The organism is Methanoregula sp. (assembly GCF_028679125.1).
Lineage (GTDB): Archaea > Halobacteriota > Methanomicrobia > Methanomicrobiales > Methanospirillaceae > Methanoregula.
Genome location: NZ_JAJRCG010000007.1, coordinates 84,610 through 108,992 on the forward strand (window position 1 = coordinate 84,610; position 24,383 = coordinate 108,992).

The 24,383-nt window shown below is 57.0% G+C and carries 26 protein-coding genes; 15 read left to right on the forward strand and 11 right to left on the reverse strand.

Annotated features, from left to right (window positions below; genetic code table 11):
* Positions 1-58: 58 nt before the first annotated feature.
* The 10 genes from LUQ43_RS06800 to fhcD form a co-directional block, all read right to left on the reverse strand.
* A complete protein-coding gene (locus tag LUQ43_RS06800; RefSeq protein ID WP_299965489.1) occupies positions 59-1,027 on the reverse strand; it encodes an isocitrate/isopropylmalate dehydrogenase family protein in 969 nt (322 codons plus the stop codon).
* Positions 1,024-1,824 carry a hypothetical protein gene (locus LUQ43_RS06805; protein ID WP_299965492.1) on the reverse strand — a complete coding sequence of 267 codons (801 nt, stop codon included), beginning with the start codon at positions 1,822-1,824 and terminating at the stop codon, positions 1,024-1,026. The genes LUQ43_RS06800 and LUQ43_RS06805 overlap by 4 nt, the downstream gene beginning before the upstream one ends.
* Complete coding sequence (locus LUQ43_RS06810) at positions 1,821-2,291, reverse strand: 3-isopropylmalate dehydratase (RefSeq protein WP_299965494.1); 471 nt, start codon at positions 2,289-2,291, stop codon at positions 1,821-1,823. Before LUQ43_RS06810 ends, LUQ43_RS06805 begins: the two co-directional genes overlap by 4 nt.
* Positions 2,291-3,502: an aconitase/3-isopropylmalate dehydratase large subunit family protein gene (locus LUQ43_RS06815; protein WP_299965496.1), complete on the reverse strand. Its 1,212-nt coding sequence runs from the start codon at positions 3,500-3,502 to the stop codon at positions 2,291-2,293. Before LUQ43_RS06815 ends, LUQ43_RS06810 begins: the two co-directional genes overlap by 1 nt.
* Complete coding sequence (locus tag LUQ43_RS06820; RefSeq protein WP_299965498.1) at positions 3,499-4,626, reverse strand: homocitrate synthase family protein; 1,128 nt, start codon at positions 4,624-4,626, stop codon at positions 3,499-3,501. Before LUQ43_RS06820 ends, LUQ43_RS06815 begins: the two co-directional genes overlap by 4 nt.
* Positions 4,607-5,878 carry a thiamine pyrophosphate-dependent enzyme gene (locus LUQ43_RS06825; protein WP_299965500.1) on the reverse strand — a complete coding sequence of 424 codons (1,272 nt, stop codon included), beginning with the start codon at positions 5,876-5,878 and terminating at the stop codon, positions 4,607-4,609. The genes LUQ43_RS06820 and LUQ43_RS06825 overlap by 20 nt, the downstream gene beginning before the upstream one ends.
* Positions 5,875-6,843 carry a radical SAM protein gene (locus tag LUQ43_RS06830; RefSeq protein WP_299965504.1) on the reverse strand — a complete coding sequence of 323 codons (969 nt, stop codon included), beginning with the start codon at positions 6,841-6,843 and terminating at the stop codon, positions 5,875-5,877. Before LUQ43_RS06830 ends, LUQ43_RS06825 begins: the two co-directional genes overlap by 4 nt.
* The gene (mmp11, locus tag LUQ43_RS06835) at positions 6,825-7,721 is read right to left on the reverse strand and encodes a methanogenesis marker protein 11 (protein WP_299965506.1); all 897 of its coding nucleotides are present in this window, start codon (positions 7,719-7,721) and stop codon (positions 6,825-6,827) included. Before mmp11 ends, LUQ43_RS06830 begins: the two co-directional genes overlap by 19 nt.
* Positions 7,705-8,661, reverse strand: a complete 957-nt coding sequence (locus LUQ43_RS06840) for a tRNA(Ile2) 2-agmatinylcytidine synthetase (protein ID WP_299965508.1) — start codon at positions 8,659-8,661, stop codon at positions 7,705-7,707. The genes mmp11 and LUQ43_RS06840 overlap by 17 nt, the downstream gene beginning before the upstream one ends.
* A gap of 91 nt (positions 8,662-8,752) precedes the next feature.
* Positions 8,753-9,637, reverse strand: a complete 885-nt coding sequence (gene fhcD / locus LUQ43_RS06845) for a formylmethanofuran--tetrahydromethanopterin N-formyltransferase (protein ID WP_299965511.1) — start codon at positions 9,635-9,637, stop codon at positions 8,753-8,755.
* 311 nt (positions 9,638-9,948) lie between these two features.
* Between fhcD and LUQ43_RS06850 the strand changes: the two genes are divergently transcribed.
* From LUQ43_RS06850 to mcrA, 11 genes are all read left to right on the forward strand, one after another.
* Positions 9,949-10,221, forward strand: a complete 273-nt coding sequence (locus LUQ43_RS06850; RefSeq protein WP_299965612.1) for a 4Fe-4S dicluster domain-containing protein — start codon at positions 9,949-9,951, stop codon at positions 10,219-10,221.
* Positions 10,222-10,231: 10 nt separating this feature from the next.
* Positions 10,232-11,407 carry a 4Fe-4S binding protein gene (locus tag LUQ43_RS06855; protein WP_299965513.1) on the forward strand — a complete coding sequence of 392 codons (1,176 nt, stop codon included), beginning with the start codon at positions 10,232-10,234 and terminating at the stop codon, positions 11,405-11,407.
* Between the two features lie 5 nt (positions 11,408-11,412).
* Positions 11,413-11,994 (forward strand): CoB--CoM heterodisulfide reductase subunit C, encoded by a 582-nt coding sequence (hdrC, locus tag LUQ43_RS06860; protein ID WP_299965515.1) that lies wholly within the window; start codon positions 11,413-11,415, stop codon positions 11,992-11,994.
* Positions 11,995-11,996: 2 nt separating this feature from the next.
* Complete coding sequence (gene hdrB, locus LUQ43_RS06865) at positions 11,997-12,920, forward strand: CoB--CoM heterodisulfide reductase subunit B (protein WP_299965517.1); 924 nt, start codon at positions 11,997-11,999, stop codon at positions 12,918-12,920.
* Positions 12,921-12,930: 10 nt separating this feature from the next.
* Positions 12,931-15,099, forward strand: a complete 2,169-nt coding sequence (locus tag LUQ43_RS06870; RefSeq protein ID WP_299965521.1) for a CoB--CoM heterodisulfide reductase iron-sulfur subunit A family protein — start codon at positions 12,931-12,933, stop codon at positions 15,097-15,099.
* Entirely contained in the window at positions 15,100-15,558 is a 459-nt protein-coding gene (locus tag LUQ43_RS06875; RefSeq protein WP_299965523.1) for a hydrogenase iron-sulfur subunit, read from the forward strand. It abuts the gene before it with no gap.
* A gap of 415 nt (positions 15,559-15,973) precedes the next feature.
* A complete protein-coding gene (gene mcrB / locus LUQ43_RS06880) occupies positions 15,974-17,287 on the forward strand; it encodes a coenzyme-B sulfoethylthiotransferase subunit beta (RefSeq protein ID WP_299965525.1) in 1,314 nt (437 codons plus the stop codon).
* A 17-nt stretch (positions 17,288-17,304) separates the two neighbouring features.
* The gene (mcrD, locus tag LUQ43_RS06885; protein WP_299965527.1) at positions 17,305-17,775 is read left to right on the forward strand and encodes a methyl-coenzyme M reductase operon protein D; all 471 of its coding nucleotides are present in this window, start codon (positions 17,305-17,307) and stop codon (positions 17,773-17,775) included.
* A 2-nt stretch (positions 17,776-17,777) separates the two neighbouring features.
* Complete coding sequence (gene mcrC / locus LUQ43_RS06890) at positions 17,778-18,413, forward strand: methyl-coenzyme M reductase I operon protein C (RefSeq protein WP_299965529.1); 636 nt, start codon at positions 17,778-17,780, stop codon at positions 18,411-18,413.
* 5 nt (positions 18,414-18,418) lie between these two features.
* Positions 18,419-19,186, forward strand: a complete 768-nt coding sequence (gene mcrG / locus LUQ43_RS06895) for a coenzyme-B sulfoethylthiotransferase subunit gamma (RefSeq protein WP_299965531.1) — start codon at positions 18,419-18,421, stop codon at positions 19,184-19,186.
* A 2-nt stretch (positions 19,187-19,188) separates the two neighbouring features.
* The gene (gene mcrA, locus LUQ43_RS06900) at positions 19,189-20,877 is read left to right on the forward strand and encodes a coenzyme-B sulfoethylthiotransferase subunit alpha (RefSeq protein WP_299965533.1); all 1,689 of its coding nucleotides are present in this window, start codon (positions 19,189-19,191) and stop codon (positions 20,875-20,877) included.
* A gap of 92 nt (positions 20,878-20,969) precedes the next feature.
* Here the strand turns inward: mcrA and LUQ43_RS06905 are convergent, their stop codons facing one another.
* Positions 20,970-21,458: a DUF2124 domain-containing protein gene (locus LUQ43_RS06905; RefSeq protein ID WP_299965535.1), complete on the reverse strand. Its 489-nt coding sequence runs from the start codon at positions 21,456-21,458 to the stop codon at positions 20,970-20,972.
* Between the two features lie 144 nt (positions 21,459-21,602).
* Here LUQ43_RS06905 and LUQ43_RS06910 point away from each other — a divergent pair, with 144 nt between their 5' ends.
* The 4 genes from LUQ43_RS06910 (at position 21,603) to atwA (ending at position 24,353) form a co-directional block, all read left to right on the forward strand.
* Positions 21,603-21,815, forward strand: a complete 213-nt coding sequence (locus LUQ43_RS06910; RefSeq protein ID WP_299965537.1) for a hypothetical protein — start codon at positions 21,603-21,605, stop codon at positions 21,813-21,815.
* A gap of 41 nt (positions 21,816-21,856) precedes the next feature.
* Positions 21,857-22,177 carry a hypothetical protein gene (locus tag LUQ43_RS06915; protein WP_299965539.1) on the forward strand — a complete coding sequence of 107 codons (321 nt, stop codon included), beginning with the start codon at positions 21,857-21,859 and terminating at the stop codon, positions 22,175-22,177.
* A gap of 45 nt (positions 22,178-22,222) precedes the next feature.
* A complete protein-coding gene (locus tag LUQ43_RS06920; RefSeq protein WP_299965542.1) occupies positions 22,223-22,600 on the forward strand; it encodes a DUF134 domain-containing protein in 378 nt (125 codons plus the stop codon).
* 157 nt (positions 22,601-22,757) lie between these two features.
* A complete protein-coding gene (gene atwA / locus LUQ43_RS06925; protein ID WP_299965544.1) occupies positions 22,758-24,353 on the forward strand; it encodes a methyl coenzyme M reductase system, component A2 in 1,596 nt (531 codons plus the stop codon).
* Positions 24,354-24,383 lie beyond the last annotated feature (30 nt).

Consider the following 24,383-nt stretch of genomic DNA (forward strand, 5'->3'; position numbering starts at 1 on the left):
CACACCGGACAAGAGCCTTTTATAAAAAGGGTGCCGAAAAAACGCCCGGAACGTACTATTACAATTGTTGGCAGATATCCCTGATTACAAAGTCCCCGAACTCCCGGGTGCCGGCAGAACCGCCGAGATCACGGGTCCGGATTCCCTGTGCCAGCACCCGGCCGATCGCGGGTTCCACCAGTGCAGCTCCCTTGCGGTCACCAAGATATTCAAGGAGCATTGCCGCGCTCCGGATCGCGGCGATCGGGTTGGCAATATTCTTACCGGCAATATCGGGGGCGCTCCCGTGAACCGGCTCGAACAGGGCGTACCGGTCGCCGATATTCGCGCTCGGTACAAGGCCGAGGCCTCCAACCAGGTACGATGCCATATCCGACAGGATATCCCCGAAGATATTGGTCGTGACAACAACGTCATAGGCAGCCGGGTGCTGGAGGATATCCAGCGCAAGGGCGTCGATGAACTTGTCATTGAAGGTCACGCCCGCGGATTTCGCTTCACTCATGCAGATGTCACGGAAGAGGACGTCTGATTTGAGCACGTTGGCCTTGTGCCCGATGGTCAGGTGGCCCCTGCGCTGCTGCACGAGGCGGATTGCTGCCCGTGCGATCCGCTCGCTTCCCCTGCGGGATACTACGCGGAGGGTGGTGGCCCGTTCGGGGGTACTCTCCTCAATACCGGAGTAGAGCCCTTCCGTGTTCTCCCGCACGATCATGATATCGAACCATTCACCCTTGACCGGGCGGAAGTTCGCGTAGAGATCGAGCGCCTTCCGGATGCGGAGCACCACGCTCTGGTAATCCTTCATGGGAGGCGTGGTGATCGCCCCGAACAGGATCGCATCGGCCGTTTTGAGCTCATCGATCTCCCGGTCGGCACAGGGGCAGCCGGTCCGCTCCCACATGCCATATCCCACATCGACCGGGAAGTACTCGTACTCCGGGTGGAGGATCTCAAGGATTCGGCGGGCAACCGGGATGACCTCGTGCCCGATCCCATCACCTTCGACAACCGCAATCTTCGTCATTTTGCCCTCCAGCGTGTCACCAGTTCATTCACCGACCGGGCGATCATTGCCGGGCCCGCACCCCAGTGGACAATGGCGCCGAACTTCCCGTTCCAGGTACCGATCCCCTCCCTCTCGGCCCGGCAGCACCGGGCAATGAACGGTTCATCGTTTACCTGTTCGAGAGGGCAGATATTCTCAAGCGTGAAGTTTTTCCCATAACATTCCGTGTAGAACTGCGAGCCCGTGAGACACCCGGCCACACGCTCGCCACCGTGCATAGGATCGGCATCGAGCGTCCGGGTATACCCTGCAGCACGGCAGGGATACACATCCGCAGGAACGGTGGAGATGTCCCGGATATGATGATCGAACTGCACGCTGAGTTCCCCAAAGAGCCCGTCTGCTTCAAGCTCCTTCAGGCATGCCGACAGGGTAGGCCTTGGGGGAATGACATCGTAGACATGGACCGTGAGAAGACCGGAGAGATCCGGATCAAGGACAAACGTCCTGTTCTCTTCAAGGCTCGTAAAGACCGTGCAGCGGTACCCGCTCTCACCGGCCAGGTGAACAAGACGCGTCCGGTCATGGATCTGCACCCGGTCCGGGAAACAGTACACCTGATCCGGAGATGCAAGTACACGGGAGGAGACAATCTTCCGCATCATTCCTTTTCCCGCGGGATCAAGGGTCACTTCCACCAGCTCGGTGCCGTCAGGTGTTTCACGAAGGAGATACCGGCTCAGGAAGTATACGCGATTGCCGCAGGGCCGGGTTGAGGCCGATCCCACGTACTTGCAGTGCTCCGGGAAGATCATCGGTGTTTTCTCCAGAACGCAACAAGGCCACCGGCTGCGAGGATCTCCTGCATCCGGGGCGAGAGCGTCGGGACATCATGACGTTTTCCCGCCACGTCTACCCAGCCCTGAGCAAGGTTGAATGCTATGGCACTGCCGTCGGTGCAGGAAATATCCGCTTCAATGAGGGGTAGGCCGACATTGATCGCGTTCCGGAAGAAGATCCGGGCAAACGAGGGTGCAATGACCGCGACAACCCCTGCCTCCCGGATCGCAATCGCTGCCTGCTCCCGCGAGGAGCCGCAGCCGAAGTTCTTGCCGGCAATGATGACGGCCCCTTTGAGACGGGGTGCAAGCCCGGGATCCAGGTCTTCAAAGACGTGCGTTGCCCAGATGCTCCGGTCCCTGGTTCTCAGGTACCTGCCGGCAATCACGACATCCGTATCAATGTCTTCCGGGAGACAGACCGCATGACCCTCGGTATGCATCAGGCCACCTCCGGAACGGTGATCTCTCCTTCAAGCGCACTGGCAGCGGCCGTTGCAACGGAGGAGAGGTAGATCTCCCCGCCAACACCCATGCGGTTTTTGAAATTGCGGTTTGCAGTCGAGAGACAGACCTCTTCTTCTCCGAGCACCCCCATGTGGGCGCCAAGGCAGGGACCGCAGCCGGGTGTACCGATGGTGCACCCGGCTTCCACGATATCGGCAAGTACGCCGGTCCGGATTGCCTGGGTGAGGACCGCGGCGGATGCGGGGACCACGATCGTCCGCACGGCCACTTTATTCCCTTTGATGATCCGGGCAAGCCGCGCCAGGTCCGAGTATCGCCCGTTGGTGCAGGTGCCGACAAAGACCTGGTCGAGAGGGAGGCCGGCAAGTTCGTCAACAGGCTTGACCGTGTCCACCCGGTGCGGGACGGCGATGAGCGGGACAATATCGGAGAGATCGAACTCCAGGTCACGGAGGTACGTGCAGGTCTCCGGAACCTGGGGTTTTACTGCATGTCCCCGCTCCTTCAGGTACCGGACCGTCACGTCATCTGCATAGAACAGGCCTGCTTTTGCCCCGGCCTCCACCGAGAGGTTGGAAAGGACCAGGCGTTCGTCGATGGAAAGATCCTTGGTCCCGTCTCCCACAAATTCAAGCGACTGGTACGTGGCACCGTCGGTTCCCAGTTCCCCGACGTATGCAAGGGCAAGATCCTTGGCCTCTGCTGCACCGGTGAACCGTCCTTCAAGGTGGACTGCGATGGTTGCCGGGACCCGGAACCAGGTCTCGCCGGTCAGCCAGATCGCCGCCATGTCGGTTGCACCGACCCCGGAGGCAAATGCACCGAATGCGCCGAGCGTGACGCTGTGCGAGTCTGCGCCGATCACGATCTCGCCGGGCAGGACAACACCTTCACTCATCAGCTGGTGGCAGATGCCGCAGCCGATATCCGAGAAGTTCATGAACGAACTCTTCGCGAACTCCCGGAGCTCGTGCTGGAGGGTCGCAGTCGTTGTATTATTGGCCGGGGCAATATGATCGAAGATGATGGAGAACTCCGTTGCATCGGCAAGGCGGCTGGCGCCCATGTTCTTCCAGGCTTCGAGGGCTAAAAGACCCGTGCCGTCACAGGCATAGGCGCGGTCAACCTTGCGATCAACATATTCACCGGCAGGGGCGTTGAGGATTCGTTCAGAGAGTGTGCTCATGCAGGAGACTCCTGTGCTTTCTGGATCAGTTTCCGTAAGACTTCCGGAGTGATCTTACACTTGTGCTCGGAATGTTCCTTGACCATGTCGAGCACGGTGCAGATCTGGGTTTCCGAGAGCTCGCACCCGAGCGAGGCCACAACGTGTTCGAGCGCTTTCTTGCCGGTGTGTTTCCCGAGGATGAAATGCCGTTCCCCGCCCACGAGATCCGGCGGGAAATATTCGTATGTCGACGGGTCTTCAAGGATGGCTGCAATATGGATGCCGCTCTCGTGCGAGAACGCGAGTTCTCCGGTGACCGGCTTGTTACGGGGGAGCGCAACACCGGAATACTGCTCGACCATGCGCGAGAGTTCGGTCAGTTTCGAGAGATCATACCGGTCGATACCCTTTTTCATCCGCAGGGCCACCAGCAGTTCCTCCAGCGAGGCGTTGCCAGACCGTTCCCCAATTCCATTCACGGTGGTGTGGAGCTGGAACGCCCCGGCTTCGGCAGCGGTTATCGTGTTTGCCACCGCACAGCCCATGTCATTGTGGCAGTGGGCGCTGAGCGGCCGGTCAACCGAAGCTACGAGCTCGGTCATGATCCGGTGCATCTCGGAGGGGATGAGACACCCGACCGTATCGGCAAAACTGATCATGGCCGCCCCGTGATCTGATGCACCCCGGTAGACCTGCTTGAGGAAGGGGAGATCCGTCCGGGAGGCGTCCTCTGCCGCAAACCGGACCTGCACGCCGTGATCGCGGGCAAAGTCGATCATGTTCAAGGCATCTTCGAGCACCTGTTCCCGGGGTTTTTTGAACTTGAGCCGGACATGGAGCTCGGAGGTGGGAATGAAGATGCTCACCATGTCGACACCGCAGTCGATTGCGGTCTGGATATCAGGTTCGCGGGCCCGGCAGAAGCCGCAGACACGGGCGTCAAGGCCAAGGTGTGCGATCGTCTTCACGCACTCATTCTCATTTTCCGACACCGCAGGGAAACCGGCCTCGATCATCTCGATCCCGATCTCATCGAGCATGGTCGCAATCTCCACCTTCTCCTTACAGGAGAACGAGACACCCGGGGTCTGTTCCCCGTCCCGCAGTGTCACATCGCAGATCTCAATATTCAACGAGTTCATGACTACACCCCTCCGGACAGGTCCCGGAGATAACGAGGGTCCGTGGCCTGTCCGTTACCACGAGCTCGCGTTCGAGTTCCGACAGATCCTCCGCACGGCAGATCACCGGGTCTGCCCATTGCAGGTACGGGAGCGGGTTATATGCCGGCTGTTTACCGGTCATTGCTGTGCACTCGTTATTCATCACAATACAGAGTATCGGCAGACGCTTCTCGTACACATCAATGAGTGCGTTCAGGCCGGAATGGAGCAGGGCATAATCCCCGATCAGGGCAACCTTTGTGCTCCGTGCGGCAACAGCGATGCTGGCACCCATCCCGTAACTGGCCACTCCAAGTTCATATGGGGGGGTCATCCCCAGCACCGAACATCCCGCATCGCAGATCATGGCGGTGTTCCGCGCTTTCAGGATATCCATCATGCCTTTGAACGGGCAGTTGCTGCAGAACGTCTTGTAGTGGCCACGGTCTTCCAGGCACTGGGGGCGCTTCTGGGGTACCGGGGGCTGCACACCCCGATGGTCGCGAATGAACGTCCTGCCATATTCCCGCACTTCCTGGATCGCTGCAGCCTGCTTCGGCAGGGGATTCACGGTCACGATCCGGGTCTTTCCGGGCAGGGGACCGGCACCAGCAGGTTCACCATCCCATCGGTTCAGGGGAGATGCCGAAGACCATGCAAACATGGTGCGGTAGAGTTCCTCTGCCGCGGTCACCCGCCCGTTCATCGTCCACGTACGTTCTGATAGCCGGCCTTTCCCGTCCTTCCGCTGCACAGGGATGTTTTCCACATCGGCTTCCAACAGGGTTGGCGTGAGCCGGAGCATGGCGACACGGGAGAAGTGTTCCGAGGCCTCCAGCGCGGCTTCAACGCCAAGAGAACATGTTGCCGTACCGGGTTCGATAACCGGCAGTTCCGCAAGTTCCCCGTAATACCGGGAGTCCTGCGCGGTCTGCGACCCCTGGGCATCCGGGTCATCACCGGCCACCAGCACCACGCCACCGATGAGCCCCTGTGCGGTTGCCTGGAGAAGGGGATCGGCGCAGGCATTCACGCCGACATTCTTGACGATCACTGCCGCCCTCCGGCCCTGGAGAGAGTCTCCGAGTGCATATTCAAGGGCAGTCTTCTCGTTGATCACCATTTCTGCATGCACACGTGCACCAAGATCCGTGATGGGGAATCCCGGTACGGTGTACTGCCGGTCAGTACATGCCAGAATGGCCTCTGCAATCACATCAATGCCTTTCATTCATCCCTCCCGGGTACGAGATCGCAACCGGCGCAACTGGTGCACATGGTCATAGCCTCGCAGGCATCGAGCCCGGATTCTGCAAGAGCCTGTTCGTGCAGGGAGAAGATCTTTTTAAGCCGTTCCGCGGACGGGCGGGGCGTGCCGGTGAGCTCGGCAACCGGGTTGAGCGGTCGCAGGACCGGGATAACGCCATGGGAAGCCAGTTTCCGTATGCAGGCCTCCAGTTCCTCGTCGGTCTCGCCAAGGCCGACAATGACATTGGAGAAGACCCGGTTCTTCCCGAACAGTTCAACCGATCGGTCCAGCGCAGACCAGATCTGTTCATAGTCCAGACCCGGGCACATCTTCGCGAAGAGTTCCGGCGTTGCCGCCTCGATATTGAACTTCACTTCCGCTACACCAGACTGTTTCAGCCGATCAGGGGTCTTGTCTGAAGGGTAGATCGATACCCCGATGGGCATGCCAAAGAACGAGAGGTGCCGGATCACCTCGAGGACATAAGCTTCCTCGTCTTCAATGCTCTTCAGCACCCCGCTCGTGATGGAGATCGCATGGATACGGTGCTGTACCGATTCCACCATACCCATGATCTCTTCGATGCTCTTCCGTTTCCCGCCAATCCGGGGAACGGTGCAGTACCGGCATCTGAAGATACAGCTGCCGGTGACCGTGATGAAGGCCTGATCGGGACAGTGAAGCCCGGGCTCAATAAGCCGGCCCGGGATCAGTTTTCCTCCAAAATACAGGTCTGCAGCACCATTGCCCCGGTGGGCGATCTCCACGGTGCTGGCCGGGTTCAGGGCCAGCTTGACCCGGTGGCTTCCCATGCCAAAGAAGATCGCACCACGCCCACCGGCTCCCGGCCCTGCCGCGGATTTTGCAATAAACCGATCCGCGGGCTCCCCGGTCAGGTTCGCCGATCCGATCCCGAGCAGCCGTGCCTTCAGTTCTTTCCACTGCATAATTCCAAAGCCTCCTCATAGTTCGTAAAAAAGGGTATTGCTGCCACAGCCCCGACAATACCCCTGCCGTTCATGATAACCCGTAACCGGGGATCGTGAACCGATTCCAGCAGGCCGGGCTCTACTTCACTCCGCTTGACCTTGCGCCCGTACGAAAGCAGGTCTTCGGATGGGGAGAAACCTGCGTAAACCGCCATGCCGGTCTTCTTCGACAGGGTATACTTCTCAAGCAGCCGGTGGAACCGGTCAACCAGCCCTTCAGGATCATTGGTTGCAAACTCCACAACAAGCCCCACGCAGTTCTTTGTCCGGTAGGGCACCGGGAAGAGCTGGACAATGGTATGCGACAGGTAGATGGAACGTTCATCTTCTATGGCACAGGCGATGTTGTGGACAAGCGTCCACGTTGCTCCCTCTTCAGGAGTATCGGTGTCATCCACGCCAATAAGCACACGCTGCATCCGAGGAAGCCAGATAGTGGCACCGGCAACGCGTCCTCCCCCGGCCGGGTCACTCCTGCTCCGGAGGACACCGGCAGCATCAGAACGGCAGGCAGCTGCACCAACACCTCCCCCACCCATGCCGATGTAGGTGACGGCAATCTCGGTACCATCAACCGTACATGCCGAGATCCCTGCCGGGAACCGCGAGCCTTCCAGAGCAAGATCAACACTTCCGGTTTTGAGGGAATACCGCATTGTGGATCCTACGCAGCGGACACTCCGGACCAGCGGGCTCTTTGCATAATGGCACTTCGACCACATGGCCCCCCCGATACAGTCAAAGAACTCGATGAGTTCCACGGAACTGTTGGAATCGTCAGCGATTGCAACGATCCGCGGGTAGTGGATTACGTACGGATCAGAGATGTTCTCCATAGAGTCCTGCCGCCTCGATACCCCGGTTACCCCAGAGTACTGCACCCAGTGCACCGATCCGTCCCTTCCGTCCATTGGTATCTATATAGGTGATCCCCAGATCCTTTGCCGCCGCTTCGGCCTTCTCGACCGTCAAAATCTCCGTTTTCACCGCAGCAAATGCCGGCGAGTCGTGGGGGAACCCGATGCCACGATGGTACGCTATTCCCGTGTCCTTCGAGAATGTGTTCTTCTCAACAAATGTCCGGACAAAGTCCAGCAGTTCGGGCACCTTACCCGGAGTGACCGCAAAATTCAGCGCAGAACCCACGCAGTTCGTGGTCTTCTGGGGTACGGCAGGGTTGAGCTGGACAAGACGCATGTTCAGGAATTCCACTCCCGGGATAGAGCATGCCCCTGCACACTTCAGCGCCATGACCCATGTGGCACCTTCCGCTTTCGTATCCGTATCGTCGATGCCAATACAGATCTTCTCATACCGGGGCGAGATTATCCTGACCCGGTTGGTGCGTGCCCCGCCAATCTTAAGATCATCTTCTGTGGGGTATTCTGCACGGATCACACCCGGCGCCTGGGGAAGGCAGGCGGCCACACCGACACCGGCACCGGCAATACCGGCCCACGTCGTGATCACTTCATCACCGGATACTTCAACCGCTTCCAGCGCCTGCCCACCGATATCCCCGGCAGCGGGACCAAAGTTGACGGGATAGGTACCGAGTTTCGCATCGATCACCATGGTGGTTCCTTCAACAGAGCAGCCGGCAACGGCACCACCGGCCCGGCGGCGGTTCATGGCATCCCATTCAATGGGCCCGCGTGCCCGGCACTGCTCTAAGATCTCTGCCCGGCCACTCTGTTCGTCTACCATCACCAGGAATTTCTGCGAGAAAAGCGGACCGAACCGCTTCTTTGCATCGTCGGGTGTAAGGGTGATCATGTTATCGCCGAAAATTTCGTTAACAAAAGATTCGGCAATAACTGTATATATAGAGATCGATACGTGAAAACCAGTCTTCAGAAAAAAAGGATTAGAGGATTTTGTGGAGCTCGATCTTGTACGGTCCGAGCGTGCCGCCAAAGTTTCCGGCCGAAATGAACTTCACACCGGGCACCATTGCTGCTGCCTTGACACCGGCTGCCATTGCTGCTGCAACCGACTTCTCGTCAACACCGTCAATAACGATCTCATACACTGCCTTGATACCTGCGGGAATCTTGCTGTCTGCAACTTTCTCGCGGAGTGTCGGGCAGTACTTCTCGTTGGTTGAGGCAACCATGAACTTGTACTTCAGGCTGCCAACCTTGGAACCGCTTGCAACGACACCACCGGGGAAGCTGGTGATAACTCCCTTGACATTGGCGATCGCATCGGAGGCTGCCTTTGCGCCCATGAGTGCGGCCATCTGGTTCTCGCCCATGACAAAGAAGTTGCCGCCGGCAACACCCTTGACAATGCCGAACTCTTCCTCACCGATGTATTCGCCGTTCATAATCGGGATGACCCAGCACTTGCGTCCTCCAACTTCCTTCTGGTATTCGTATCCATCGCCGAAGAAGTGGAGCTTGACCGGGATCTTCTCTTCAGCAGTAGTGATGCCATTGAAGACTGCGGTGGTGGGTGCCGTCAGGACACATTCTGCCAGGCGCTCGACAACCTGCTCTTTGAGTTTCTTCTTGCTTGCACAGATCAGGATAGCAACGCCGGGACGTCCATCGGGTGTCTCGCTTGCCGGGACCATGCCTTCGATGCCTGCTTCGCAGGGACAGCCGATTGCCGATGTGGCAAAACCCGTTGCCTCGGTTGCTGCTGTCTTTGCCCATTCCTCAGTAACCGCAGTGATGATGATTCGACAGACCCAGGTCGGGAATGCCTCTGCGTAGGTATTGTCAATAGTAACTCCGTTGATTTCCATGAGATAACCTCCGGTACTACAAAGGTACCATGATGGTGGTTGAATAAATTTTCTAATTGGTTTTTCCAGTATGACTGAGTGTTATGAGCGCAGGAAAAAAACAGGAAAATCCCGGTAAAAGTACATAACAATCAGTTAACCTCTGAGTTTTCACCATTAACCTGCGGAACGGGTATTTAAATTAACATAATTAAAATTACAATAAAACGAGAGTATCCTCCAATAAATTTCAGAACATTTATCTATCATCTTCTACCACTTTTTGTTAGTCGATTTTAGAATCGATCTATAGCTGGTGCGTGAAAATCAAAATGGCATTTGCAGTGCACATAGACATGGAACATTGTACTAGCTGTAATAATTGTGTGGTTGCTTGTCCTGTTGACACATCAGAGCTTCATACCGCAGATCCCGAATCCGGGGTCTGCAGGGTCAGGGGCGGAGAATCCGGTATCCCTGATTTCAGAGGGCAGCTCTGTGCCGGGTACGGCGTATGTGTCCAGGCGTGCCCATACGGTGTTATCAGAATTGCAGACCTCGGGTCCTCCGGACCCGTGGTGCGTGTGCAACAAGAAACAGCGTGAGGGTTAATACATGGCATTGTTTCCAAAGTTTTCCAAAAAGAAGGATGGGGTAAATGTTGTGATGGAGCAGAAGCTCCTTCAGAACACTAACAACCTTATTCTCAATGCAGAGACCTGCACGGGCTGCGGCATATGTGTCGACGCCTGCCCCGAGGAGGCAATCGTCCTCGGGCTTGTTGGTGCATCCAGGCGTGGTGCAATCAACTATGCAGCCCCAATCGATGTTGACGAGACCAAGTGTTCTTACTGTGGCGTCTGCGTCATCATGTGCCCGTTCAATGCATTGACACTGAAGGTGGATGGCAAGGAGAGACTCCCGATCATCGAGAAGGAAGGATTCCCGCAGTACGACATGAAGGCGGAGATTGACGACGAGAAATGTGTCAAGTGTACCATCTGTGAAGAGGTATGCCCGCGTGACGCAATCGATCGCAATGTCCCCGCGTACGAAGGAACCTACAAAGGTCCCGTTGCCGGCGCAAAGCCCAAGGCGGCCGCAATGAAGAAGAAGACGACCTTTACCGTCGACAAGGAAAAGTGCTCCCTGTGTGGCCTCTGCGGTGCAATCTGCCCCGCAATCGTCGTGAAGCACAAGGAGTTTACCTCTGAATCCGGTAAAGTCGAAGGCGACGTGATCTGGGACGAGACAAAGTGCGATGCCTGCAAGGTGTGCACCGAGGTGTGCCCCGAGGAGTGCATCACTGTCGAGCGTGAGATCATCTCCGACAAGATCGATGGAAAGGTCAGTATTGTCCAGGACAACTGCTGCACCTGCCGGTGGTGTGCAAAGAACTGCCCGACCGAGGCAATCACCGTCGAGAAGATCTTCGAGGGTGACATCTCGTTCAACGCCGACAAGTGCCCCGGCGGCTGCTCGACCTGTGCAGACATCTGCCCGGCAAACGCAATTTACCTGCCGAGCCCGGTCCCCGCAGCAGAAATGAAACACGACAGCATCGAAGCAAAGATCGCCGTGAACAAGGATTACTGTATCCTGTGTGGTGCCTGTGTCAATGCCTGCCCCGGTGAGGACATCATTGTCATGCAGCGGACCGGTGTTCGCATGAAGGGCAAGGAGACTGACCTCTTCAACAAGATTAAGGCAAAGCTCTTCACCAAGAGAACTTCGAAGGTGAAAGAGGACATCTCCGGCCAGGTCAGCATCAAAGTAATGGAGAAGGCGTGAGCAGTATGGCACGAACAAAAGGTTACCCAGAAGCTCTGGAGAAGAAACTCCACGAGCAGAGATTCTTCCGCGAGGACTCAAATCCTGAATTTTCCAAGAAAGTGAAGACTCTCTCCCGCACTATCCCCCACATGTGCTACCAGTGCGGTACCTGCACCGGCTCCTGCCCGTCAGCACCCCGCAGCACCTACCGTATCCGTAAGTTCATGAGGAGAGTTGTGCTCGGACTTGAGAACGAAGCACTGACTGACCCGGATCTCTGGCTCTGTACAACCTGTTACAGCTGCTCAGACCGGTGCCCGCGGGACATCCTCCCGACGGATGTCATCATGACCATGAGGAATCTCGCATTCCAGAGAGATATCATCCCGGTCAATTTCCTCAAGACCGTTACGGCGATCTATGCTTCAGGCCACGGTGTGCCCAACAACGATGTCAACCGTGCAGCCCGCGAGCGGCTCGGCCTGACCCGAGACCCGCCGACCACCCACATGTATCCGGAATACATGCCTGCTATCAGGAAGATCATTGACCACTATAAACTGAAGGCCAATGCAGACCGGATCATCAAGGAACGGGAGGGCTGACCATGTCTGAATCAGGAATAAACCACAAGTTCGCATTCTACCTTGGATGCATTGCCCCCAACCGGTACCCCGGTGTCGAATCCGCCTCCATCAAGGCGATGAAGAAACTCGGCGTAGAGCTCGTTCCCCTCAAGGGCGCCAGCTGCTGCCCCGCACCCGGTGCATTCGGTTCGATCGACCAGAGTGTCTTCTATGCAATGGCAGCCCGTAACCTCGTGCTTGCCGAGCAGATGAAGATGGACATTGCCCTTGTCTGCAATGGCTGTTACAAGTCGATCTGGGAGGTCAACCACAAGCTCAAGCACAACAAGGATCTCCGCGACGCAGTCAATGAAGTCCTTAAAGAAGTGGACATGGAGTACAAGGGTACCATCAATGTCTACCACACCGCTGAACTCCTGTACAACGACAAGTTCATCGGCGTCGACAAGATCCGCGACAGCATCACCAACCCGCTGACCGGCGCCCGCATTGCAGTCCACTATGGCTGCCACCTCACCAAACCCCACAAGGACCGTGAGTTCGAGAAGGAAGTCATGCTCAACACCGAGCACCCGGTCTGGATGGAGGAACTCGTTGCTGCCCTTGGTGCAACACCGGTCGAGTACCGCAATAAAATGCAGTGCTGCGGTGCCGGCGGCGGTGTCCGCGGATACGATATTGTCCACGCACTGGACATCACCAACGAGAAGCTGATCAACTTAAAGGAAGAGAAGGTGGATGCACTCACCGATATCTGCCCATTCTGTCAGCTCCAGTTCGACCGTGGCCAGATCGAGATCCAGGAGAAATTCGGCGTTTCGTACGGATTACCCGTACTGCACTTCGCTGAACTCCTTGGTCTGGCACAGGGAATGAGTCCACAGGACCTCGGGCTTGATCTCCATGCGATCAGCTGCGAACCGTTCCTGAAGAAGGTGCTGTGAGGTGGTAAAAATGGCAGAAAAGAAATCAACCACCAAGAAGACCGAGTCCAAGAAGGACACCAAGAAGGTAGCTCCCGTGAAACAGGAAGTCAAGAAGCAGGCTGCAGCACCTGCAGCAAAGCCTAAGGCAGAAGAGGCTCCGGCAAAATCACCCATTGACAACCTTGCCAAGGCAGAAGACGCACGCATCGGCGTGTTCATCTGCCACTGCGGTACCAACATCGCCGGGTCAATGGATATCGAAGCTGTGCAGGAAGCTGCAAAGACCTTCCCGCATGTTGCCTATGTTGACAACTACAAGTACATGTGCTCGATGCCCGGTCAGACGGTCATTCACAAGGCAATCAAGGACCACAAGCTGACAGGTGTCGTTGTCGCAGCCTGCACCCCGCGTCTCCATGAGCCGACCTTCAGGACGGCCACCAAGGATGGCGGCCTGAACCCGTTCCGGTTCGAGATGGCAAACATCCGGGACCAGAACTCGTGGGTGCACATGCACGACCGCGAAGGTTCAACGGATAAGGCAAAGGATGCCATCAGGATTGCCGTTGCAAAGGCAGCACTCCTCCAGGATCTCCACCCCAAGGCGGTGCCGGTTGAGAAGGCGGCAATGGTCGTCGGTGCCGGTGTTGCCGGTATGCAGGCAGCCCTTGACCTTGCAGCAGCAGGGATCAAGACTTACCTGATTGAGAAAGATATGAGCATCGGCGGACGCATGTCCCAGCTCGACAAGACCTTCCCGACCCTCGACTGTTCGCAGTGTATCTTAACACCGAAGATGGTGGATGTCGGCAGGAGCCCCAATATCGAACTCATGACCTGGTCTGAGGTCCATGAAGTCGAAGGGTATATTGGTAACTTCGATGTCACCATCCGCAAGAAGGCACGCGGCGTGATGACACCCAAGGAGGCAGAAGCAAAGGGCATTGTTGGCGGCGGCTGTAACGGCTGCGGAGACTGCGAAGGGGTCTGCCCGGTTATCAAGCCGAATGAATTCGAAATCGGCATGAAGCCAAGGAAGGCCATCTACGTCAACCACCCGCAGGTCGTTCCTCTTATCTACACCATCGACTTCACCTCCTGTGTCAAGTGCGGCCTCTGTGTGACTGCCTGCGGTCCCGAGAAGCGGGCAATCGACCTCGAGATGAAGGACGAGTTTGTCAAGGTCAAGGTCGGTACTGCGATCCTCGCAACCGGTTACGACATCTTCCCCATCGAAAATAAACAGGAATGGGGCTACAAGCGGTACGAGAACGTCATCTCCAGTCTCGAATTCGAGCGGCTCATCTGCGCATCCGGCCCGACCGGCGGCCACCTTGTCCGCCCGAGCGATGGCGAAACCCCCAAGAGAGTCGGGTTCGTACTCTGTGCAGGGTCACGTGACAACACCGGTACCGGCAAGCCGTACTGCTCACGGTTCTGTTGTATGTACTCGCTGAAACACGCCCACCAGATCATTGAAAAGATCCCGGGATGTGTTCCCTACATCTTCTACATGGATATCCGTTCATTCGGTAAGATGTACGAAGAGTTCTATTACCGCATCCAGGACGAAGGCGCGAAGTTCATCCGCGGCCGTGTCGCCAACATCATCGAAGACAAGGCAACAAAGAACCTTCACGTGATGGCAGACGACACGCTTCTCGACCGCCCCATCGACATGGAAGTCGACATGGTCGTGCTCGCTGCTGCAATCCAGCCGGCAGCGGATACCAACCGGACCCGCAAGCTCTTCGGTGTCTCCTGTTCAAGCGATGGATGGCTTCTCGAAGCCCACCCGAAGCTGAACCCGTGCGGAACCACCACAGCCGGTGTCTTCCTTGCCGGGGTCTGCCAGGGTCCCAAGGATATCCCTGACACGGTAGCATCTGCCGAAGGCGCAGCATCTGCAGCCAGCATCCCGATCCACATGGGAGAAGTCGAGCTCGAGCCCTACTTCGCCAGTTGTATCCCGGAGAAGTGTGCAGGCTGCGGTATGTGTGTCAACCTCTGTCCGTACTCCGCGCTCTCACTCGTTGAGAAGGACGGACGGACGGTCATGCAGGTCACCGAGGCCAAGTGTAAAGGCTGCGGTACCTGCGGTGGCTTCTGCCCCGGTGGCGCCATATGGATGAACCACTTCACAACCCCGCAGATCGTGGCACAGATCGATGCATTCCTGCTCGGAGGTGAGCAGTAAATGTCAGCACCCGGAAATTTCCCTATCCCCAAGCGTGGCCCCGGTATCTGGCAGCCCAAGATCATCGGCATTCTCTGCAACTGGTGTTCCTATGCCGGTGCTGACCTTGCCGGTGGTGGCCGTATCCAGTACCCCCCCGATGTCCGTGTCGTCCGTGTGATGTGCACCGGCCGTATCGACTCACTCTTCGTGCTGAAGGCATTCGCTGACGGCGCTGATGGTGTCCTCGTTTCAGGATGCCACTTCGGTGACTGCCACTACCTTGAAGGCAACTACAAGGGAGCCAAGCGTATGTTCATGGTCAAGCGCCTGATGAAAAGCATCGGTCTCGACGACCGCCGCTTCAGGATGACCTTTGTCTCAGCATCCGAAGGAGCAAAGTGGGGCGCCGTCATCACTGATGTGGTCAAGACCATCAATGAACTTGGTCCCAGCCCTATCAACGAGCTGAAGAAATAACGCACTGCAAATCCATGGGTTGAACGGGATCCCCTCAACGCATCAGGGATCTGATCCCCAACCCCACATTTTTTATATACAGCGCATACAAAAGTAGAAAATTTCTGTTATTGTGATAACAATTAGTGAGACCAAATCGAACTATTGTAATACTGCGTAAAAAAATGAAACCTTAAATATATGTAGTATTTGAACATTGCCCCGTTTTTCTTATTGATTCACCATAAAAAATAAAAATCCGTTCCGGTATAAAATAGGAACGCTTATATGGCAAAATTGGGAATTATTCAATGTCCCATCTTAGGGGACGTGCAATAGCGACTTTCATTCATTACTCGTGTACCTCAAGAGTACACGCTCTCGTTCAGTGACAGTATTGTATCGCGGTTAAACACGAAAATTTGGAGGAATTCAAATGGCAAAATTTAAAGACACGATCGACCTCTACGACGATGAGGGTAAGCTCTTAAAGAGCAATGTCACGATTGACAGGATCAGCCCCGTTGTCAACAAGGGCGCACTGCAGGTTATCGACCTCACCAAGAGGACGGTAGCAGTCAACTTACAGGGTATCGAGGACGCACTCAAGACCGGAAAGGTCGGCGGCAAGTCCAACCAGATCCTTGGCCGCAGCATGAACTGCAGCATTGTCAAGGACAGTGACGCAATCTCAGCCAAGATCAAGGACATGATCCAGGTCACCGCTGGCGACGACACCAAGATCACCAAGGTCGGCGGCGGCAAGATGCTCCTCGTTGAGATCCCGACTGCACGCATGAACGCAGCCGCAACCTACGATGTTGCATCAACCAACGTTGCAGCAGCCACCACCTATGCAGTGGTTGACCAGTACAAGGTCGACATGTTCGACGGCTCGTACATCAAGGCAGCAGTCTGGGGTACCTACCCGCAGACAATGGACATGCAGGGCGGCAACGTCATCTCGATTATGTCCATCCCGCAGAACAACGAAGGCCTCGGCTACGCACTCCGCAACATCCCCGCAAACCACGCGGTTATGATGACCCACCGGAATGCAGTCCAGGCTGCAACACTGATGTCCACCTTCGAGCAGGCAGGACAGTGGGAGATGGGTAACGCTGTAGGTCCGTTCGAGCGGGCACAGCTCCTTCTCTTCGCATACCAGGGCCTCAACGCGAACAACATCGTCTACGACCTCGTCAAGAAGAACGGCAAGACCGGAACCATCGGTACTGTCGTGCAGAGCCTCGTCGAGCGTGCCATTGAGGACAAGGTCATCAAGGCAGGCAAGAAGGGCAAGAGCGGTTACATCTTCTACGAGACCAAGGACCCCATGCTCTGGAATGCCTACGCATCTGCAGGTACCCTTGCAGCAACCATGGTTAACTGCGGTGCCGGACGTTTCGCCCAGGCAGTCTCAGCAACCCTGCTCTACTTCAACGACCTGCTCGAGCACGAGACCGGCCTCCCAGGCTCCGACTTCGGTCGCGCAATGGGTGTTGCAGTCGGGTTCTCGTTCTTCAGCCACTCGATCTACGGTGGCGGCGGCCCCGGTGTCTTCAACGGTAACCACGTCGTAACCCGGCACGCAGCCGGTGTCGGTATGCCCTGTATCGCGGCAGCCTGTGCACTTGATGCAGGCACCCAGATGTTCGGCCCCGAACACACCTCGAAGGTCTACCAGGACACATTCGGCCAGATTGAAGCATTCAAGAAGCCGATGCAGGCAATTGCAAAGGGCATTTAAGCCCCTCAAGGATACGAATGACAGAAGCCACGTTCCCCCAGTGCAGGATCATCACCGAGCGTCTGCTCAACCCCGAGACTACGGAGAAACTTCTCAACAAAGTTGTGAGCGTTGCCGGTGTCCGGCGCATGGTCCTTAACGGACCTCGCCTTCCTGCAACAATCCCCTACGGCCCGGCAAAAGGACAGGCCAACCCTCACCCTATGAGGAAGACCATCCATGTCGGCGACCAGGAGGTTCCCCTCCAGGTCCACGTAGGCACCGTCCTGCTTGAGCTTGAGAACCGCGACGTCGTTCCCGCACTGCAGGCCGCAATCGAACCGGTTTTTACAAATTTTTCTTTCCGGATACAGGAAGGGAGATACATGAAGACCGAGCCGTCACTTGTTGATTACTGCAAGTACGGCCCGAATGCGGACAAATCATTGCTCGGCCTTGCAGATCCTAGCAGCAAGTCCAAGCCGATAATCCTCCAGGGAATAAAATAATCATGCCGATTGGACGAGTAACCCAGGTTGTTGACTGCCGCGAGGCGATGGGCATGGGTAAAGGAGGCGGTCTTGCCCAGCGGGGCACCATCTCCGAATGCCGCTACCCGGATGTCATTGTGGTCGGGATGTCTCCCGGACGCCGCCACGTGACGAAGCCGGTGTGTGATATCACCTCAGGCTTAAGACAACAGGGCGTTGAATACAGTATCAGCACGCTGGTACTGAATGCCGGAAGCGGCGTTCCGCCGGATGCCCCTAAAATCGGAGGGGGCGTCCTCGGCGCTTATTTTGGGCTTACTCCGAAGGAGATCGCACAGATTGAGAAGCACAAGGTTGCCATCCTTCACCACGGGAATGTACGTTCCCATGTGGTGCACAAGGTCCGTTTTATCCTTCAGGCTTGTGATGTGAAGGCAATCGTAGTTTCCCAGTCCCCAGTCGATTACGAGGATCTCGCAAAGGAGGGTGTGAAGACATCGGTTGTGATGCCCCCGCAGGACAAGATCCGCACCAAAGGTACGGTCATGTCCATTGTGAGCGGTGTGACCCGGGGCCAGACCCCCACACGCGAGAAGATGGCAGAAGTCATTTCATCCGTTATGAGAATTGTGAAACAGAAGAAAACATTGGAGTGATACAAATGGCATACAAACCCCAGTATTGTGCAGGCCAGTCTATTGTTGCCGACAACAGGCGCAAGGCAATGGACCCCAACCACAAGCTCTCTAAGCTTCGCGATGTTACCGACAAGGACATCGTCCTGATCATGGGACACCGTGCACCCGGCTCAGCCTACAAGAGTGCACACCCCCCGCTCTCCGAGCAGCAGGAACCCGCCTGCCCGGTCCGCAAGATGGTGACCCCGACCGACGGCGCAAAGGCCGGCGACCGCGTCCGCTACATCCAGTTCGCTGACTCGATGTACAACGCACCCTGCCAGCCCTACCTCAGGTCCTACCTCGAGGCATACCGCTTCCGCGGCATTGACCCAGGTACCCTGTCCGGCCGTCAGATCATCGAATGCCGTGAGAGAGACCTTGAGAAATACGCCAAGGATCTCGTCAACACCGAGCTCTTCGACCCCGCTCTCTGCGGTATCCGTGGTGCAACCGTGCACGGCCACTCCCTCCGTCTCGATGAGAACGGAATGATGTTCGACATGCTCCAGCGCTGTGTCCTCGACAAGAAGGCCGGCATTGTCAAGTACGTCAAGAACCAGATCGGAGAGCCCCTCGACACTGAAGTCAAAGTCGGCAAGCCGATGGACTCCAAGTGGCTCAAGGCAAACACCACGATCTACCACTCACTCGTGGGATCCGCCTACCGTGATGACGCAGAAGCAATCGAATACATCCAGCGCATCCACGGACTCCGTGTAAAATACGGCTTCATGCCCAAGGAGGCATAATCATGGCAAAGTCAGCAAAAATCGAGAGAACCCAGAAGCTCTTCCTGAAGGCAATGAAGGAGAAGTTCGCAGAGGACCCGACAGCAACCTCAACCGTCTTCGGACGTGAGGGTCTTGAGCAGTCCCCGCGCAAAGTCGAGTTCATGAAGGCCGGTAAGAAGGCCGAGATGGACCGCGGCATCTCCATGTACGACCCCAAGCGCTGCCACCTCGGTGGTATCCCGCTCGGTCAGCGTCAGCTGATGACCTACGAAGTCAGCGGCACCAACGTCTTTGTCGAGGGCGACGACCTCCACTTCGTCAACAACGCTGCAATGCAGCAGATGTGGGACGACATCCGCAGGACCATCATCGTAGGTCTTGACCTTGCCCACAACACCCTCCAGAAGCGTCTCGGCAAGGAAGTTACTCCTGAAACCATCAACGAGTACCTCCACGTGCTGAACCACGCAATGCCAGGCGGCGCAGTCGTTCAGGAACACATGGTCGAGACCCACCCGTCACTCGTCGACGACTGCTACGTGAAGATCTTCACTGGCGACGACGAGATGGCAGACGACATCGAGCCCCAGTTCCTGCTCAACCTTGACAAGCTGTTCCCCGCAAAGAGCGCAGCAGCCTTAAAGGCAGCAGTCGGCAAGTCGATGTTCCAGGCAGTGCACATCCCGACAACCGTCAGCAGGACCTGCGACGGTGGAACCACCTCCCGGTGGTCTGCAATGCAGATCGGTATGTCCTTCATCGGTGCATACCACATGTGCGCAGGCGAAGCAGCAGTCGCTGACCTCGCATTCGCAGCAAAGCACGCCGGTGTTATCCAGATGGCAGACATCCTGCCCGCACGCCGTGCACGTGGCCCGAACGAGCCAGGTGGCATCAAGTTCGGTCACTTCGGTGATATGATCCAGGGCGACCGCAAGTACCCCAACGACCCCGTCAAGGCAACCCTTGAAGTCGTCGGTGCAGGTGCAATGCTCTTCGACCAGATCTGGCTCGGCAGCTACATGTCCGGTGGTGTCGGATTCACCCAGTATGCAACCGCTGCATACACCGACAACATCCTCGATGACTACTGCTACTATGGTCTTGACTACATCAAGTCCAAGCACGGTGGCATCGGCAAGGCAAAGAAGACCCAGGAAGTCGTCAGCGACATCGCAACCGAGGTCACGCTCTACGGTATGGAACAGTACGAACAGTACCCGACCACCCTCGAGAGCCACTTCGGCGGTTCCCAGCGTGCATCCGTCCTTGCAGCAGCATCAGGTATCTCCTGTTCACTCGCTACTGCAAACTCGAACGCTGGCCTGAACGGCTGGTACATGTCCATGCTCGCCCACAAGGAAGGCTGGTCACGTCTCGGCTTCTTCGGCTACGACCTGCAGGACCAGTGCGGTTCCTCGAACTCAATGTCAATCAGACCCGACGAGGGTTGCATTGGCGAGCTCCGTGGACCCAACTACCCGAACTACGCAATGAACGTCGGACACCAGGGAGAATACGCAGCCATCGCCGCCTCCGCCCACTACGGACGCCAGGACGCATGGGTTCTCTCCCCGCTGATCAAGATCTGTTTCGCAGACCCGTCGCTCAAGTTCGACTTCTCCGAACCCCGCCGCGAGTTCGCACGTGGTGCAATCCGCGAGTTCATGCCCGCCGGCGAGCGCTCACTGATCATCCCCGCAAGGTAAGCACATCCCCAACCAAATTTTTTTCTTTTTTTTTCAGATTCTCATGCCGACAGGCAAATGCCGGTCTTTTCGTATGCTTTTAAAAAAAAGGATCAGGAATTTCTCGTCACTTCAACCGGATCGATCGTTGCATCGATCAGGCAGTCGAACGATACCGTTGAGAGCCACCCGGCCTTCTCGAACATGTGCATAAAACAGACACCGATGACCGGCGTTCCGGGATGCCTTTTTAGCACCGCCGTCACCTGTTCTGCTTTCACGGGCACGTTGGGCATCGCAAGCCCGCCCATGATGACGATGACTTTTGGTCTGCAGGTCACCGGAGCGATACGGGCCTGCATGCCAACGTCATCAACGTGACCGATCTTCTTTACCCTGTGTTCGTCCACAAAGGGAACGAAGACCTGTTCCGGTTCGAGCGACCTGACCGCGAACGCGAGAAGTTCGACAAACGGCATGCAGGTCCCCGGGACTCCGTAGTAGGCGATCTGGTCGCCACATTTCAATCCTTTTTTCTCAATAAATTCCTTGAACGGGCGCAGGATGCCCGGAACACCGTGAAATATCTCTTTCGTGGTCATGATGGATCAACTGTTCCATGGAGGTATACTCGGGAGATGTCCGGATTTGTCCGGATTTTACGATTACGTGTACGAGGCGATCCTTTAAATGATTTATGCGCATATGAGTAATTATCGTACGACACCCGTACGGTTGGTGAACAGATGCCAGAAACCACACAATCCAACAACGAGAAGAAAGCCACTACCCTGCACACCTGCGCCTGCGGTGAAACGCACGAGCAGCATGAAGAGGGAAAGAGTCACCGCGATGAGTGCGAATCCCCCCTGAAATTTGGAAAAACCTGCTGCTGCGGATCCGATACGACCGATAACGTTGCACGTACCCCCTGCGGCCACGGGCCCCGGTGCCATTAAGGGCCCCCGCCTTTTTTTATTGACGATCAAGGTGCCCTGCCATGATCCGCCATCCGGAGATCCCCGACCTGCTGGAGCAGTACATGAAGTCTGCCGGTGCAGAAGAGCGCTGGGTCACGGTCAGTGAACTCCGTTCGTTCTTCCGGATGGACGAATCATCAGGGCCGGCATTCTCCGGATTTTTAAAGAAGATTCACCAGGGGCCGTACGTCTCCTGCCGGTACAAGGTAGTCCGGATCGAGAAGTTCCAGGATACCGTCCCTCCGTACCGGATCATCAGGAAATATCTTGTCCGGGAACGCCCGGCCCCGCGAAGCCATCAGGTCCCTGATGCCAGGGAATTCATCCGGCAGACCCGGTAATCCTGTTATACTATTCCGGATACATCTTATATCCAGGAGAAAGCAATGGCAGCGGATGAAACTACAGAGTTACCTGAGTGCCCGCGAAGGGGACGGCCCCGTGTCCGTCGCATCATTGAAGGAAACGGGGAATCCCGCTGTTACAAACCCTGCTGCTGCCCGGAGAAGGAGGGTCAGGGGATCTCGCTCCAGCCCGATGAGATCGAGCTGATACGGCTCATCGACCTCGAAGGGCTCGAACAGGAAGAGGCGGCAGAGAAACTTGGCGTCTCACGGAAGACCGCGTGGCGCGACCTGCACGAAGCCCGCCGGAAAATTGCCGATGCGCTGGTCAATGGCAAGGGTATCGAGATGGCCGGCTGCACAAAGGCAGCGGAAGGCCGGTGCCCGAAGTGCCCGCGCGATGCGACGGACAAGCGTTAAAACCGTACTCTTTTTTCAGGCGGGCCGGGTGCCCGTCATGGCGGTACCCTGATGGTAACCGGGAGATGCATGACGTCGCCCGCACCGCATACAATCCTCTGGATCCCGATCCTTAAATCTTTATGCTCATATGCGTAATAATTCCGTACGAGCAATCATGCCACAACCATTCATCAGTGTCCACGACCTCTGCATGGACTTCGACGATACCCGGGTCTTAAACAAGGTCTCGTTCGAGATCCCTGAAGGAGAGATCATGGGAGTCATCGGGCGGAGCGGGGCCGGAAAGAGCGTGCTCATGCACCTGCTCCGGGGCGTTGAACAGCCGCCGACCAAAGGCACGGTCATCTACCACATGGCCGCCTGCGACCGCTGCGCATACATGGATGTCCAGAGCCGGGCCGGCGGGAAATGTCCCGAGTGCGGGGGAAACCTCGCGGCCGTGGATGTCGATCTCTGGGATGAGAAGACCGATGGCATGAAGTCCCGGGTGATGAACCGGACCGCCATCATGTTCCAGCGCTCCTTCGCGCTCTATGGTGACGACCGGGTGATCGAGAACGTGCTCCACGCTCTTGATGACATCCGCTACCCTCAGGAGCTTGCGGTCGCCCGGGCAGCCGACCTGATCGACCAGGTCCGGCTCTCGCACCGGATGATGCATATTGCCCGCGACCTTTCGGGTGGCGAGAAGCAGCGGGTGGTGCTTGCCCGGCAGCTGGCGAAGAACCCGGCCATGCTCTTTGCCGACGAACCCACGGGCACGCTCGATCCCGAGACCGCCCGGCTGGTCCACGGCATGCTCACCGAAGCGGCAAAGAAGAACACGATGGGCATGGTCGTCACCTCGCACTTCTCGCAGGTGATCGAGGATATGGCGAACCGTGCAATGCTGCTCGTGGACGGCGAGATCGCCGCCATCGGGTCGCCGAAGTCCGTCATCAGATCGTTTGCGAAGGACTACCACGAGATCGGGGAAGCGGAGCCCGTGGAACTGGGCGGGAAGATCCTCTCTGCCCGGGACGTGACCAAGCGTTACATCTCGGTGGACCGCGGGGTGGTGAAGGCCGTGAACATGGTCACCTTCGATGTGGCCAAGAAGGAGATCTTCGGCATCATCGGGAAGAGCGGGGCGGGCAAGACCACGCTCTCCCAAATCATTGCCGGCATCATCGAGCCCACGAGCGGCGAGATGAATGTCCTGATCGGTGACGACTGGGTGGACATGACAAAGCCCGGTATCGACCAGCGGGGCCGGGCCAAGGAGTACATCGGCCTTTTGCACCAGGAGTACGATCTCTTCCCCCACCGCACGGTGATCGACAACCTGACCGATGCGATCGGACTGGAATTTCCCAAGGAGCTCGCGATCAGGAAGGCGGTGATCACGCTCCGGATGGCCGGGTTCACCGAAGAGAAATCCCGGGAAATTCTGAACCGGTTCCCGGGCGAACTCTCCGATGGCGAGCGGCACCGCGTGGCCCTTGCGCAGGTGCTCATCCGCGAGCCCCGGCTCGTGATCCTCGATGAGCCGACCGGCACGATGGACCCCATCACCAAGCAGGACGTGAAGCACTCGATCCTGCATGCGAGGGACGAGATGGATGAGACTTTCATCGTGGTCTCGCACGACATGGACTTTGTCCGGGATATCTGCGACCGGCTGGCGCTGATGCGGGGCGGGAAGATCATCGATATCGGCCCGACCGCTGCAATCCTTGCCCAGGTCACGGAAGACGAGAAGCACGACTGAGAACCGGGGCACAAATCCCCTGAATATTTT